The sequence below is a fragment of the Mycobacterium sp. 2YAF39 genome (assembly GCF_052114565.1).
GTDB lineage: Bacteria > Actinomycetota > Actinomycetes > Mycobacteriales > Mycobacteriaceae > Mycobacterium.
This window is the reverse complement of sequence record NZ_JBFREZ010000003.1, coordinates 290,139-304,610: the sequence shown is the minus strand read 5'-3', so window position 1 is coordinate 304,610 and position 14,472 is coordinate 290,139. Positions and strand designations below refer to the sequence as shown.

15 protein-coding genes are annotated in these 14,472 nt (G+C 65.7%); 11 read left to right on the top strand and 4 right to left on the bottom strand.

What is annotated here, in order from left to right; translation table 11 throughout:
- The first annotated feature begins 48 nt into the window (after positions 1 to 48).
- Genes AB4Z42_RS10805 through AB4Z42_RS10790 form a run of 4 tightly spaced genes read left to right on the top strand, consistent with a single transcriptional unit; the run spans position 49 to position 2,825 of the window.
- A complete protein-coding gene (locus AB4Z42_RS10805; RefSeq protein WP_442009155.1) occupies positions 49 to 474 on the top strand; it encodes a nuclear transport factor 2 family protein in 426 nt (141 codons plus the stop codon).
- Entirely contained in the window at positions 471 to 1,274 is an 804-nt protein-coding gene (locus tag AB4Z42_RS10800; RefSeq protein WP_442009154.1) for an SDR family NAD(P)-dependent oxidoreductase, read from the top strand. Before AB4Z42_RS10805 ends, AB4Z42_RS10800 begins: the two co-directional genes overlap by 4 nt.
- Before the next feature lies 1 nt (position 1,275).
- On the top strand, positions 1,276 to 2,298 hold the full coding sequence (locus AB4Z42_RS10795; RefSeq protein ID WP_442009153.1) for a zinc-binding dehydrogenase: 1,023 nt from the start codon (positions 1,276 to 1,278) through the stop codon (positions 2,296 to 2,298).
- Positions 2,295 to 2,825 carry a VOC family protein gene (locus tag AB4Z42_RS10790; RefSeq protein WP_442009152.1) on the top strand — a complete coding sequence of 177 codons (531 nt, stop codon included), beginning with the start codon at positions 2,295 to 2,297 and terminating at the stop codon, positions 2,823 to 2,825. Before AB4Z42_RS10795 ends, AB4Z42_RS10790 begins: the two co-directional genes overlap by 4 nt.
- Before the next feature lie 5 nt (positions 2,826 to 2,830).
- Here the strand turns inward: AB4Z42_RS10790 and AB4Z42_RS10785 are convergent, their stop codons facing one another.
- Positions 2,831 to 3,547 (bottom strand): enoyl-CoA hydratase/isomerase family protein, encoded by a 717-nt coding sequence (locus tag AB4Z42_RS10785; RefSeq protein ID WP_442009151.1) that lies wholly within the window; start codon positions 3,545 to 3,547, stop codon positions 2,831 to 2,833.
- A 114-nt stretch (positions 3,548 to 3,661) separates the two neighbouring features.
- Here AB4Z42_RS10785 and AB4Z42_RS10780 point away from each other — a divergent pair, with 114 nt between their 5' ends.
- The 6 genes from AB4Z42_RS10780 (at position 3,662) to AB4Z42_RS10755 (ending at position 10,313) form a co-directional block, all read left to right on the top strand.
- Positions 3,662 to 5,200 carry an AMP-binding protein gene (locus AB4Z42_RS10780; RefSeq protein WP_442009559.1) on the top strand — a complete coding sequence of 513 codons (1,539 nt, stop codon included), beginning with the start codon at positions 3,662 to 3,664 and terminating at the stop codon, positions 5,198 to 5,200.
- 103 nt (positions 5,201 to 5,303) lie between these two features.
- Positions 5,304 to 6,494, top strand: coding sequence for an amidohydrolase family protein (locus AB4Z42_RS10775; protein ID WP_442009150.1), 1,191 nt, complete (start codon positions 5,304 to 5,306; stop codon positions 6,492 to 6,494).
- The gene (locus AB4Z42_RS10770; protein ID WP_442009149.1) at positions 6,491 to 7,936 is read left to right on the top strand and encodes a FadD3 family acyl-CoA ligase; all 1,446 of its coding nucleotides are present in this window, start codon (positions 6,491 to 6,493) and stop codon (positions 7,934 to 7,936) included. The genes AB4Z42_RS10775 and AB4Z42_RS10770 overlap by 4 nt, the downstream gene beginning before the upstream one ends.
- Before the next feature lie 156 nt (positions 7,937 to 8,092).
- A complete protein-coding gene (locus tag AB4Z42_RS10765; protein WP_442009148.1) occupies positions 8,093 to 8,950 on the top strand; it encodes a hypothetical protein in 858 nt (285 codons plus the stop codon).
- Entirely contained in the window at positions 8,947 to 9,594 is a 648-nt protein-coding gene (locus tag AB4Z42_RS10760) for a hypothetical protein (protein WP_442009147.1), read from the top strand. Before AB4Z42_RS10765 ends, AB4Z42_RS10760 begins: the two co-directional genes overlap by 4 nt.
- Before the next feature lie 14 nt (positions 9,595 to 9,608).
- On the top strand, positions 9,609 to 10,313 hold the full coding sequence (locus tag AB4Z42_RS10755; RefSeq protein ID WP_442009146.1) for an IspD/TarI family cytidylyltransferase: 705 nt from the start codon (positions 9,609 to 9,611) through the stop codon (positions 10,311 to 10,313).
- Here the strand turns inward: AB4Z42_RS10755 and AB4Z42_RS10750 are convergent.
- Together AB4Z42_RS10750 and AB4Z42_RS10745 are read right to left on the bottom strand one after the other, a co-directional pair.
- Positions 10,276 to 11,016 (bottom strand): IspD/TarI family cytidylyltransferase, encoded by a 741-nt coding sequence (locus AB4Z42_RS10750; RefSeq protein WP_442009145.1) that lies wholly within the window; start codon positions 11,014 to 11,016, stop codon positions 10,276 to 10,278. The two genes, AB4Z42_RS10755 and AB4Z42_RS10750, sit on opposite strands and share 38 nt — an antisense overlap.
- A 57-nt stretch (positions 11,017 to 11,073) precedes the next feature.
- Positions 11,074 to 11,496, bottom strand: coding sequence for a PPOX class F420-dependent oxidoreductase (locus AB4Z42_RS10745; protein ID WP_442009144.1), 423 nt, complete (start codon positions 11,494 to 11,496; stop codon positions 11,074 to 11,076).
- Between the two features lie 275 nt (positions 11,497 to 11,771).
- Between AB4Z42_RS10745 and AB4Z42_RS10740 the strand changes: the two genes are divergently transcribed.
- Complete coding sequence (locus AB4Z42_RS10740) at positions 11,772 to 13,037, top strand: low temperature requirement protein A (protein WP_442009143.1); 1,266 nt, start codon at positions 11,772 to 11,774, stop codon at positions 13,035 to 13,037.
- On the opposite strand, the gene AB4Z42_RS10735 is transcribed toward AB4Z42_RS10740, so the two are convergent.
- Complete coding sequence (locus tag AB4Z42_RS10735) at positions 13,034 to 14,302, bottom strand: MFS transporter (protein WP_442009142.1); 1,269 nt, start codon at positions 14,300 to 14,302, stop codon at positions 13,034 to 13,036. The genes AB4Z42_RS10740 and AB4Z42_RS10735 overlap by 4 nt on opposite strands.
- Positions 14,303 to 14,472 lie beyond the last annotated feature (170 nt).

The window sequence follows — 14,472 nt, the reverse complement described above, 5'->3', positions numbered from 1 at the left end:
GCTGATTTCATAGTTGACCGGAGTCTAACTTATGGTTAGCCTGCCGGTGTGGATGCCGACAAAGCGCAGATCGCAGACGTTCTGATCCGCTACGCCACCGGAATCGACTTCAAGGACTGGGCGCTCCTGCGCACCTGCTGGACCGACGATGTGGACTGCGACTACGGCGAAGTCGGCCGGTACTCCGGCGTCGATGCGATCAGCGGGCTGATGGAGCAACTGCACGACTCGATGGGTCCGACCTATCACCGGCTCTCCAACTTCACGATCACGGTCGATGGCGATCGCGCCACGGCCAGGTCGTACGTCTTCGCCCATCTGCAGGCGGTTCCCGACAATCCGGCCACGTGGGTTGAGGCGCTTGGTCATTACGACGACGAACTCGTCCGCACGCCTGACGGGTGGCGCATCGCCAAGCGCACCACCCAGATCGCCCGGGTGCAGTCCGGTGTGACGCCGCCCCCGCAGTCATGACGGAGGACTTCGCGCGCAAGTACGGGCCGTGGGCGCTCATCGCCGGCGCGTCGGAGGGCATCGGTGCGTGCCTCGCCCACGAATTGGCCGAACGTGGACTCAATCTCGTTCTCGTCGCACGCAACCAGGCGTTGCTGAACGAGGTGGCCGAGGACGTGCGAGCACGGCACGGGGTCGGGGTGCGTCCGCTCGTGCAGGACCTCACCGACGCCGACGTCGCCGCCAAGCTGGCCACGGCCACCGAGGGGCTCGAGGTGGGACTCGTCATCTACAACGCGGGCGCCTCCGATCGGACGACCACCTTCCTGGAATCCGGTTATGACTACGCGCTCAAGCAGATCAAGCTGGACTGCATCGGTCCGGTCGCTCTGGTGGACCTGTTCGCGCCGGCGATGCGCGACCGCGGACGCGGCGGCATCGTGCTCGTCGCATCGCTGGCATGCGTGGCAGGTTCGGCGACACTTGCGGTGTACTCGGCGGTCAAGGCGTTCCAGCACAACTTCGCCGAAGGGCTGTGGGCCGAACTTCGTGAACACGGTGTCGACGTGTGTTGTACGCCCCTGGGTGCGACGTTCACACCCGCGCTGGAGCGGATGGGTGTCACCTACGATCCTTCGTCCGTGATGCTGTCCGAGGATGTCGCTCGTGAGATCACGGAGAACATCGGCAACGGCCCGGTGCACGTTGTCGGCGAGAACAACAGGGCGGTGGCGGCGCACGTATGGACCGTCGACCGGCGGGCACTGGTCGAGATGATGAGCGCGGCCACAACTGATTTCGCGAACAAGCGGGAGGCCTGAGATGCGGGCGGTCGTATTGCGCGACGGGAAGCTGGACGTTCGGGAAACGGCCGAACCGGAACCCGGCCCGGGCGAGCTTCTCATCAAGCCGCTCTCCGCGGCGATCTGCGCGTCGGATGTGCACTACATGGACCACCCGAACTCCGCGCCGCGGTTCGCGTGGGATTCCGGTCGCGACACCATCATGGGCCACGAGTTCATCGGTGAGGTGGTCGGCCACGGCCCCGACTGCTCGGGTGACTTCCCGCTGGGGTCGCGCGTCACCAGCATGCCCATTCTGATCCGTGCCGGCGAGGAGCCGCGCGTGATCGGGCACGACCCCGATGCCCCCGGAGCGTTCGGGGAGCTGATGGTCGTCTCGGAGGTGATGTCGCGCAAGGTGCCCGACGGTGTCCCCAACGACGCGGTCGCGGTCGTCGACGCATTCGCGGTGGGGGAGTTCTACGTTCGCTGTTCGGGCATCGGGCCCGGTGAGCTGCCGCTGGTCATCGGCGCGGGTGCGATTGGCCTCTCGACCGTCGCCGCGCTGGCCGCACGCGGTGTCGGTCCGATCGTCGTATCCGACTACAGCGACGACCGGCTGGCATACGCCAAGAAGTTCGGCGCCGACGTCCTGGTCAATCCCGCCAACCGCGATCCCTACGATGTCTGGCGGGAGACGTTCCGGCACAACGGGATTCAGACGCCGCAGGTGATCTTCGAATGCGTGGGGAAAAACGGTCTGTTGCAGACCGTCGTCGACTCGTGCGAGTTCATGGCGCGCGTGTACTTCGCCGGCGGTTGGTACGACGCAGGGCCGATCGACTGCACGGACGCCACGCACAAGGGGATGACCATCCAGTTCGGCGGCGGCCCGCATCCGCAGGACTGGTACGGCACACTCGACGCCGTGGCCGACGGCCGACTGGACCCGACGCCCGCCATCGGCGCGACGATCGGCCTCGACGCGGTACCCGACGCAATCGACCAGGTGCGCAAGGGCCAGGGGCCGCCGCGCGTCGTCGTGCACCCGAGCGCCTCATGACGATTCTGCCCGGACCGATCCGCCAGATCGGCTACATCGTCACCGATCTCGATGCCGCGCTGGCTCCCTGGCTCGAACTTGGCGTCGGCCCATGGTTCGTGATGCGCGGGATTCCGATCCGCGCGTCCTACCGCGGCCAGCGATGTGAGGTGACGATCTCGATGGCGTTGGCCAACAGCGGGGAGATGCAGCTCGAGCTGATCCAGCAGGAGGGCGACACCCCGAGCATCTACACCGAGTTCCTGCAGGCCGACGGTCCCGGATATCACCAACTGGCTTATTGGACCGACGATTTCGATGCCACCATGGCGTCGGTACGGGATGCCGGCTGGGAGATCGTGTGGCTCGGCGACGAGGATGTCGGAACGCGGTTCGCTTACGTCGAGCAGCCCGACAGTCCAGCTCGCATCTCTACGGTCATCGAGATCATGGAAGACAACGAAATCACCTCCGGGATGGGGAAATTCATCCGCGACGCGGCTGTCGACTGGGACGGCGAAGACCCGATCCGCGTTCTCGGCGGGTAAGCGAGCTACTTGCCGCGCTTCATGACCTTCTCGGCGGCAGCCCAGTGTTCGTCCGAAACCCAGAGGCGGGCAAACGCGGCGACCGCTTCGGTGGTCGTCGCACCCTTCATGACGCGCTTGATCTCGCCAGCCGGACGGCTGGCCAGTGCGCGGGCGAGATCGCGCCAGCCACTGTCGAACGAAGCCCTCGGGATGACGCGGTCCACGAGTCCGATCCGTTCGGCCTCCGCGGCGGCGATGATGGACCCGGAGCCCGCCAAAAGCAGGGCCTTGCTGTAGCCGACCAGGGCAACCAACCTTTCGGCTCCGCCCCAGGCCGGCATGATCTCGAGGGCCACCTGATTGAAGCCGATCTTGATGTCGTCGGCGGCCACCCTGATGTCGGACGAGACTGCGAACTCGGCGCCCCCGCCGAGAGCGTGCCCGTTGAGCGCGGCGATCGTCGGCCCGCCGAAGCCCGCGATCCGATCGCAGATGGTGCGCATCCGGAACGCCATCACCGACGCGTCGAGTTCGGTGCGCAATGCGCTGAGTTCCTTGAGGTCGCCGCCGGAGACGAAAGCGCGGTCACCCGCACCCGTGATGACGAGCGCTCGCGCGCCGTCGGCCCCGTCGAGCGCCTTCTCCAGCTGGTCCATCGTCTCCAGGGAGATCGCATTGCGCGCATGCGGCCGGTCGATGGTGATGATCGCCAGCCCGTCGTCCACCTCGAGGTCGACCATGAAGCGTTCTCCGTCTGCGGTATTGGCATTCTCTTCAGCGGAGAATAGCATCGTGGCGCGGCGATGAGCCGCTTGCGCGAAGAGCAGAATCAGCGCGGAGGAGCGGCCAGGAACATGCGAAACATCCCTGAGGACCTGACAAAACGCTATGTCGCCGAAGGGTGGTGGACGCAGGAGACCCTCGGGGATCTGGTGGCAGGCGGGCTGGCCGCCAACCCGGCGACGGCCTTCCATGTGCACTCCGCGGTGCGGCCCTACTCCGGCACGTTCGGTGAGGTCGAGCTCCTGGCCCGCAGGCTGGCCGAAGGGCTGCGCTCACGCGGCGTCGGTGCGGGGGACGTCGTCGCCATCCAGCTACCCAACTGGATGGAGGCCGCCGCGTCCTTCTGGGCCTCGACGTTCCTTGGCGCGGTGGTCGTGCCGATTGTGCACTTCTACGGGCGCAAGGAACTGGGCCACATCATGTCGACGGCCCGGCCGAAGGTCTTCCTCACCACGGCCGAATTCGGCCGGATGACCTTTCAGCCCGATCTCTGCGCGGACGTGCCGATCGTCGGCCTGGTGGGCAGCACGTTCGACGACCTCCTGGCCGACGAACCGATGCCGGGCACCGTCGCCGCGGACCCCGCAAACCCCGCGCTGATCGCCTTCACCTCGGGCACCACGAGCAGGCCCAAGGGCGTCGTACACAGCCATCAGACCCTGGGCTTCGAGACGCGCCAGCTCCTCGAGAACTACCCACCCGATCGCGGCAGACAGCTGACCGCCACACCGGTGGGGCACTTCATCGGGATGCTCGGAGCCTTCCTCATCCCGGTCCTCGAGGGTGCCCCCATCGACCTGTGCGACGTGTGGGATCCGGGCCGGGTGCTCGAGCTGATCGAACGCGACGGATTGTCGATCGGCGGCGGCCCACCGTATTTCGTCACCAGTGTGCTCGACCATCCGGACTGCACGCCCGATCACATTCGCCACTTCACCACGGTCGGCCTCGGTGGGTCGACGGTGCCGGCCGCGGTCACGCGCAGGCTCGCCGATCTCGGCATGTTCGTGTTCCGCTCCTACGGCAGCACCGAGCATCCGTCGATCACCGGATCGCGCCGCAGTGCGCCGGAGGACAAGCGCCTCTACACCGACGGCGACGTCCGCCCCGGAGTCGAGATCCGGCTGGGGCCCGACGGTGAGATATTCAGCCGCGGCCCCGATCTGTGCCTCGGCTACACCGACGAGTCGATGACCGAGAGCGCTTTCGACGTGGACGGCTGGTACCGCACCGGCGATGTCGGTGTGCTCGATGACGACGGCTATCTCACCATCACCGACCGCAAGGCCGACGTGATCATCCGCGGTGGCGAGAACATCAGTGCCCTGGAGGTCGAGGAGGTTCTGCTGGGCATGCCCGCCGTCGCCGAGGCCGTGGTGGTGGCGGTGCCCGACAACCGTCTCGGCGAGCGTGCGGCGGCGGTGCTGCGGGTGCGCGACGGGCAGAAAATGCCCACGCTCGACGAGGTGCGCGAGCACTTCAAGGCCGAGGGCGTCGCGATCCAGAAGTGGCCCGAGGAGCTGCACGAGGTGCCTGCGGGTCAGGACTTTCCCCGGACTGCGAGCGGCAAGGTGCAAAAATTTCGCGTCCGCCAAGACCTGCAGGCGTGAGCGCCGCGCAGGCGTGTGAGAACGTCATTACCACTGCGGCGTAAAACCTTGTTACCGTGGCACTAGGAGAATAGGATTCTCGCAAGAGGATAAGGAGTGTTTCATGGGTCAACTGTCCCACCGCGTCGATATCCCGTTTCCGCTGTTCGATGCGGACAACCACTTGTACGAGCCGCCAGAGGCGATGACCAAGTACCTCCCCAAGGAGTACAAGGACGTCGTCCAGTACGTCGAGATCAACGGCCGTACCAAGATCGCCCTGAAGGGCCAGATCAGCAACTACATCCCGAATCCGACCTTCTCGGTCGTCGCCCAGCCGGGCGCCTGGGAGGAGTACTTCAAGTTCGGCAACCCGGACGGCAAGACCAAGCGCGAACTGTTCGGCGAGCCGATGCGGGCCATTCCGGCGTTCTTCGAGCCCGGGCCTCGGCTGGAGAAGATGAACGAGCTGGGCCTGGACCGCACGCTCATGTTCCCGACGCTCGCCAGCCTCATCGAGGAGCGCCTCAGCGATGACCCGCTCGCCATCCATGTCATCATCCACGCGCTGAACGAATGGCTCCACGAGGTGTGGGGTTTCAACTACCAAAACCGCATCTTCACCACCCCGGTGATCACCCTGCCCATCGTCGAGAAGGCGATCGAGGAGCTGGACTGGGCGGTCAAGCGCGGCGCCCGTGCCATCCTGATCCGCCCGGCGCCGGTGCCCGGTTTCCGCGGCCCGCGCTCGTTCGCACTGCCCGAGTTCGACCCGTTCTGGCAGAAGTGCGTCGAATACGACATCTTCGTCGGCATGCACTCCAGCGACAGCGGTTACTCCCGCTACACGTCGGAGTGGGACGGCGCCGCGCAGGAGATGCTGCCGTTCCAGACCAACGCGATGTCGATCCTCAACGAGTGGCGCCCGATCCAGGATGCGGTGGCCTCCTGGGTGATTCACGGCGCGCTGTTCCGCTTCCCGAAGTTGAAGGTGGGCATCGTCGAGGCCGGGTCGAAGTGGATGTTCCCGCTTCTGGACTCGATGGCCGAGGTCTTCAAGAAGGCGCCCGAGGCGTTCCCGGGTAACCCGATGGAGGAGATCAAGAACCGCATCTTCGTCAGCCCGTTCTACGAGGAGGGCATCGACGATCTGATCAACCTGATCGGCGTGGACCAGGTGCTCTACGGCTCCGACTGGCCGCACCCAGAAGGGTTGGCAGAGCCGACTCACTACGTGACCGCGCTCGAGCACCTCTCTATGGAGGACCAGGCGAAGATCATGGGCGGCAACCTGGGGCGTCTCGTCACGACGTGACGAAGCCGCCCTGGCAGACCATCCCCGAGATGGTCCTGAGCGCAGCGGACCGCTTCGGCGATGCGGAAGCAGTTGTCGACGGTTCGTTGCGCCTCACCTTCACCGAGGTCGTCGATCGGATTCGTTGCGCGGCAGGCGCCTTCGCGGACTTCGGTATCGACAAGGGCGATCGGGTGGCGATCTGGGCGCCCAACTCCGCGGACTGGATGATCGCGGCATTCGGGATCATGACCGCGGGCGCAGTGCTGGTCCCGGTGAACACGCGATTCAAGGCCGACGAGGCAGGCGACATCGTCGCGCGCAGCGGGGCCAAGGCGGTCATGATCCAGCAGGGCTTCCTCGGCCAGGACTACGAGGCGCCCGCCGGCGTGCCCTTCATCGATCTGAAGTCCGACTTCCTGTCCTCCGGTGCACCTCTGCACCGCGAGGTCAGCGGATCCGACATCTCCGACATCATCTTCACCTCGGGTACGACGGGTAGACCCAAGGGCGCCAGGATGAATCACCTGCAGACACTGCGGGCCTACGAGGAATGGGCCACTCTCGCGGATCTGCGCGAAGGTGACCGCTATCTGATGATCAACCCGTACTTCCACACCTTCGGGTTGAAGGCCGGCCTCGTCTCGTCTTTCCTGCGAGGGGCGACGATGGTGCCACTGGCGGTGTTTGACGTCGACAAGGTGGTGGAAATCGTTGAGGCCGAACGCATCACGATGCTGCCAGGCCCGCCGACGCTGTACCACTCGCTGCTCACCATCGCCGACAAGGCCAAGCTGGCCACTCTGCGGGCCGCGGTGACCGGTGCGGCGGACATCCCCGTCGAACTGATTCGGCGGATTCGCGACGAGCTGCCCTTCCAGTCGCTGATGACCGGCTACGGCCTCACCGAGGCAGGAAACGTCACGCTGTCCAGGCCGGGCGACTCGGCCGAAGACATCGCGTCCACTGCGGGCTTGCCGTGCGAGGACGTCGAGGTCCGCATCGCCGACGACGGCGAGGTGCTGGTGCGTGGCTACAACGTCATGCAGGGCTACCTCGACGATCCCGTCGCCACGGCCGAGGCGATCGATGCCGACGGGTGGCTGCACACCGGGGACCTCGGCACGCTCGATGCCGCGGGACGGCTGCGGATCGTCGGCCGCAAGAAGGACATGTTCATCGTCGGCGGCTTCAACGCCTATCCCGCCGAGATCGAGGGTTTCCTCCTGGAGCATCCTTCCGTCGCGCAGGCTGCCGTGATCGGCGTCCCGGATGAGCGAATGGGTCAGGTGGGCAAGGCGTTCATCGTGGCCAAGGACGGCGGACCTGCCATCAGCGGCGACGACCTCATCGACTGGAGCCGCGCGCGAATGGCGGGTTTCAAGGTTCCCCGGTATGTAGAGTTCCTCGACAAGCTGCCGCTGAACGCCACCGGCAAGGTCATGAAGGCCGACTTGCGGTAACGACAGGGCTAAGCGCGCGCACAGCGCGTAAATAGCATTTCCGCAGGAAAGTGCGCTTTGTCGGGGGTTGCGGAGAGAAGGTATCGTCGCGGCGATACGCAAAAAAGGATAATGGCATTCTCATGATTAGTGGGCACCAGGGACAAGGAGGTCGCCGTGCCGTCATTCAGGCGCCGTGCGTCGGCGACCGACACTGAGCACGTCGAGGAACCGCCGAAGAAGCCGGACAGCGCTGCGGACGACACGCTGACGCTGGCGGACGAAGCAGATGCCGAGGCCGCCGAGGCGGAGGCGATGGCCGCTGCCGCACGCGCCAGGGCCCGCGCGATCCGGTTGCGCCGGGAGGCGCAAGCCGCCGAGAGCAAGCCCGAGCCCGAGGTCGAGGTCGCGGCAGCGGACGAGACCGCGCCCGCCGTGGAAGACGACGAGGTCGCGATCGCCGAGACCTCCGATGCGACCGATGCTGAGCCCGCCGACGAACTGGCGGAGGATGCGGAAGACGAGCCCGCACGCAAGGGTCGCCGGTGGGGCCTCGTTGTCAAGATCGTCGCGATGACGCTTGCCGTCCTGGCCACGTCGGCGCTGATCGCCGCGAGCGTCATCATGGTGCGGGAGCATCGCGCGGCGACAAACAACCGGAATCTGAACTCCGAGTACCTCGCGGCGGGCCGGCAGAGTGTCGTGACGCTGATGTCGCTTGATTTCAACAACGCCCAAGACGACGTCAAGCGGATCATCGAGAACTCCACCGGTACGTTCAAGAAGGACTTCGAGGACCAGGCCGAAGATTTCGTGAAGGTCGCACAGAGCTCCAAAGTGATCACCGACGTCACCGTCACCGCGGCGGCCGTCGATAAGATGACAGCAGATACGGCAACCGTCCTGGTGGCGGCGACGTCCCGGGTGACCAACTCCGCAGGCGCCAAACAAGAGCCGCGCGCGTGGCGGTTGTCGGTCGATCTGCAAAGAGACGGCGGACAGATCAAGATGGCGAAAGTCGAGTTCGTACCGTGACCCCCAGCGAGACCGAGAACGTGACCGACGACGGCACCAGTGACGTCCTCGACATCGACGAGCAGTCTGACTCAGACGCGCCTGCCGATGACAAGGACGATGCAACGACGGCAGATGTGCCTTCCGACAACCGCTTCCACAAGCGCGTGCTGCGTGGTGCGCGTCGCAACTTCGTCGCGATCGTGATCGTGGTGGCGTTGATCGCCTCGGCAGGCGTTGCGGCTGGGCTGTACTTCACGCAGTACCGGCAAGACCGGGAGACCAATGCGGCGGCAGCCAACGTCGTCCTGGACTCCGCCAAGAACGGCACGGTGGCCCTGCTGTCGTATTCACCCGACAGCCTGGACAAGGATTTTGCGAACGCGAAGTCGAATCTGACCGGTGACTTCCTGTCGTACTACACACAATTCACCGAGCAGATCGTCACTCCCGCGGCCAAGGAGAAGCAGGTCAAGACGGCCGCGTCGGTGGTGCGGGCCGCTGTCACCGAAATCCATCCCGACTCCGCCGTCGTCCTGCTGTTCATCAACCAGGTCACGACGAGCAAGGAGAACCCGGACGGTGCGTTCGCGGCGAGCAGCGTCAAGGTCAGCATGAAAAAGATCGACGGTCGCTGGCTGATCTCCGCATTCGATCCCGTATAGGAACGCGTCGGGCAGTGGAGCTTTCGGGTGTTGTGCCGCTACCGATTTCGGTCGCGGATGACCGGGCGGCAGCGTTTCTCCCGCTGGCCGCTGCGCCGCCGTTGGCGCGCATTGTGGCAGTGATGCTCGATGTACTTGCAGGCCCGGGCCGCGTTGTCGTCGCCGCGGCCGAACCCCTTATCGGAGATGTCCACGCCGCCTTGGCGTCCCTCGATCTGGCGTCCGTGAATGTTGTGGCAGTCAGCGGCCGGGCCGGCAGGGCGGACTGCCTGCGCGCGGCCGTCGAATACCTTGGCCGAGCCTCGTTTTCGACGAGCCACGTCCTCGTCCACGACATCTCGCGACCCTTGGCATCGCCGGATCTGGTGAGGCGTGTGGTCGCCGCCATGGGTAGCGGTGACGCCGTGGTGATGCCGGTACTCGCGGTGACCGACAGCGTCAAGGCCGTCGATGTGCACGGTTCGATCACCGCGACGGTCGACCGGTCGGTGTTGCGTACGGTTCAATACCCTCGCGGCTTCGCCATCGGCGCGCTGAACGGCTTGCTCGCACAGGACGCCGCCGCCGATTTCGACGAGATGGCGATGGCCCTCGGTGCCGGTGGTCCCATCGCGTACGTCGACGGCGACCCCGATGCATTTCGAGCAGATCTGCCCCGAGACGCCGAGTTCATCGAGGCGATCATTGCGAGCAGGCGGCCGGACCCTCACGACGCGTGAGAAGGCGTTCGGCGACGGCGATGTCGTGTGTGTAGGTCACCTTGAGGTTGCGCTGTTCGCCGCGGAATGTGCGCACCTCCACGTCGGTGAACGCCTCGACGCATGACGACGTGTCGGTGCCCTCGAATCCGTCGCGCGCCGCGGCGCGATACGCCTCGAGCAGTGCAGGCGCGCGAAATGCCTGCGGTGTCTGGACGCGGACGAGCGTGCCGGGGTCGGTCAGCGATTCCAGGCCGTCACCATCTCCCGCGCGGACCACGTCGGCGACGGGTAAGGCGGGGATCGCGCCGCCGAACTCGCGGGCGACCGACAGTGCGGTGACGAACATGTTGTGACCGGCAATGGGCCGGGCGGCGTCGTGGATGACGACGACGTCGACAAACCCGGACTCGATGTCGGTGGCCAGATGCTGCAACACGTTGAACTCCGACGCATGCCGGCTGTCGCCGCCCTCCACGAACTCCACTGTCGCCGTGGGGAGTTCCCGCCGAATCGTGTCCTGCGCGAGTTCGCGCTCGCCGCGGCGGAACACCAGCACGGTGCGATCGATCTCAGGCATCTGTGTCAGCGTGGCGATCGACCAGGCCACCATGGACCGGCCTGCGACCCGCAGATAGGCCTTGTTGCCGTCGGCGCCGACCCGGGTTCCCAGACCGGCGGCGAGCACGACGGCCACGGCACTGGATGCCGGAGTCGCGCTCATCACCACATCTTGTCACTGCGCGGCCCACGTCCCGTGGGTGCGTTCTCCTTCGCTGCGTCAGTTCGCCAGCTTGAAGGCACTGAGCACTCTGGTCGGCGTGATACGCACGACCAGTTCGCCCGGCACCCCGTTGCGCCCGCCGAATTCCTCGGCGCGGTCCGCGCCCATGTACCGGCCGCCGGTGCGGGTGGCGATGTCGAGCAGATCCTGGGGATCTTCGCTGATCGTGGCGACGCCCTGGATCTGGACGAAGGAGTAGGGCGGATGCGGATCGTCGACACACATCACCACGCGTGGATCGCGAATGAGTGCGCGGCCTTTGGCGGTGTCCTTACCGGTGTTGAACGCCAGCGCGCCGTTGTCCACGACGAACCAGACCGGCGCCACCAAGGGGCGGCCGTCAGATGCGAGGTAACCCAGCATCCCGGTGCGGGTCCCTTCGGACAGAAAAGCGATCACGTCATCGGAAAGTCGGTCCACGGCTCCACGGTAGGGCGCGTGCACGCCGCCGTCGACCGTCAGTCCTCGGCATGGCGGTCGTGGTCCCACCGCTCCAGGTGCGCCTGGAGGTTGTACAGGCCCATCGCGGCCAGGGGGGCGCTGGCCGACATGCAGAGGACCAACAACGCGTTCATGTTGTGCCCGGTTCTGTGCGATCCACGCTTCGATCGTGAATCGCGGCGGCGGCGAACACCTGCGTAGTGCACTACTCCATTCGAGCGGATGGGGTGGAATGTAGGGGAAAGGACGGACACATGACCGACGCGCAGGAGCCATCGATCACGATCCAGCACCGGGTTCGCCGGATGTCGGGTCGTGACCCCGACGAACTGAACCGGGTCGCCACGCCGCTCGAGCTTCTCTTCGACCTGACCTTCGTGATCGCTTTCGGCATTGCCGCCAACGAGTTCGCCCACATGCTGGCAGAGAACCACGTCGGCGCCGGTCTGCTCGGCTTCTCGCTCGCCACGTTCGCGGTGTGCTGGGCGTGGATCAACTTCAGCTGGTTCGCCTCGGCCTATGACACCGATGACTGGATCTATCGGCTGATGACGATGCTGCAGATGGTCGGCGTCATCATCATGGCGCTCGGCTTTCCGCCGATGTTCGCATCGATCGAGCATGGCGAGCACGTCGACACCAGGGTCTTGGTGGCCGGCTACGTCATCATGCGAATTGCGTTGGTGGGTCAGTGGTTACGCGCGGCCAAACAGGACCCTTCGCGGCGTTCGGCCTGCCTGACCTATGCGCTATGGGTCTCTGTCGCCCAGGTCGGCTGGATTGCGGGCACCTTCGCGCACACCTCGATCCCGGTGACCTTCGCGATGGTCGCGGTGCTGATCGGGGTGGAGACGTTGGGCCCGGTCATCGCCGAGGTCCGCGCCGGGGGTACGCCCTGGCACGCGCACCACATCGCCGAACGCTATGGCCTGCTGGCGATCATCGCGCTCGGCGAGGGTGTGGTCGGGACGGTGGCGTCGCTGTCGGCGGTGGTCAGTGCCCAAGGCTGGTCGTTCGACGCCGTATTCGTCGTGGTGGCCGGCGTCGGGCTGACGTTCGGAATGTGGTGGTCGTATTTCGTGATGCCTCAGGCGGGGTTGTTGCACGCCCATCGTGAGCGGTCGTTCTGGTTCGGCTACCTGCCGATCGTGATGTACGGCGCGATCGTGGCGACGGGCGCCGGTCTGCATGTCGCCGCCTTCTACATCGAGCATCACTCGAAGCTGAGCTCCCTGGAGACCGTCTTGGCCGTCGCTCTGCCGGTGGGTTTGTACATCCTGTCGATCTACACGCTGTACAGCGTGATCGTGCGCAGGATTGCGCTGTTCCACGTCGTGCTACTGGTGCTCACCGGGGTGGTGCTGGCCGTTGCGGTGTGGCTCGCCGAGGCGGGCTTCTCGATGGCGAACTGCCTGCTCGTCGTCACGCTGGCACCCATGGTGACCGTGGTCGGCTACGAACTCGCGGGCCATCGGCACGCCGCCGCGGACATCCGCCACGCGCTGGAGGGCGGTCGCTAGCGGGGCCGCGCCGGGCTGGGGTCGAAACCCTCCATCAGTAGGCGTTCTTCCTTCATCACGGCGCGCGTCTTGCGGCGGGTGATGAGAATGCCGATCACGGCGAGCGCCCAGATGGCGTATTGAACGGTCCACGCCAGCCGGAACCCCTCGAACGAGATGTCGCCCACCGCGTCGAGGATGACGCCCATGCACTGCATGACGAGCAGCGATGCGATGAAGCCGCCCATGTTGACCATGCCCGACGCGGTGCCCAGCGTGGCCTGTGGGTTGAAGGTGCGGGCGAAATCGAACCCGACCATCGATCCGGGACCGCCGACCGAGATGACGACGACCAGGATCACCAGCAGCCACAGCGGCGCGCGGCCGGGGAGGGCGAGCACCACGGACCATATGACGGCGTTGCTGGCGATGATGCAGAGCACTAGCCGCGACCTGCGATGTGGAAGGCGACCGGTGAAGATGCCGATCAGGACGCCGGCTGAGATGGCAGCGACGACCGAGAGGGTGAGCAGCGATCCTGCGACGGTCGCCGAAAGACCCTGGGCCACCGTCAGATAGGGAACACCCCACATGAGCGCGAACACCGTCACCGAGAACTGAGTGCCCATGTGTGTGAAGAAGCCAAGGCGTGTGCCTGGCCGCAACCACACCGTCTTGACGCTGGTCATGATTTCCCGGATCGACATTGCCTCGTGCTCGATGACGTGGCCCTCGGGGGAGTCGTGGACCAGCACCAGCGTGAGGACGATGGACAGCACCCCCAGCGCGGCCACCGAGACGTATGCCGTGGTCCAGCCCGATCCGGCGAGCAGGGCGAAGAAGGGGATGGCCGACAGCACCTGGCCGAGTTGGCCGCAGATCCCGGTCAGCTGCGTGACCAGCGGAACCTGGCGAGGTGTGAACCACTGCGGAACGAGGCGGAGCACGGAAATGAAGGTGAAAGCATCGCCGAGGCCGACAACCGCCCGCGCGCCGATGGCCGCAGGCAGAGATTCGGTGAACGCCAGCACAAGTTGCCCGGATGCCATCAGCGCAGCGCCCGCCAGGATCAGCTTCTTGGAGCCGAACCGGTCGAGCAGCAGGCCCGCCGGGACCTGCGCGCCCGCGTAAACGATGACCTGGAGCACCACGAACGCCGACAACACGGTGGGGCCGGCGCTGAAGCGATCGGCCGCGTCTAGGCCAGAAACTCCCAGCGTGGTGCGGTCGAGGACGGCGACTATGTAGGCGAAGAGTCCGGCGGTCCACACGATCCAGGGACGCACGCCGAACCTCTAACTGCCGATTTGTCTTAATGTCTGCGATATTCATCCTCCCGCAACGACGGTCTCCGATGCCAATCGCGAGGCGGTGAGGTCACTCACCCGGTGTAAGCGTTGAGTGGCGAAATAGTTGGCTGAAACTGCACAGACCTGTTGCGTAAAAGATTACCCAG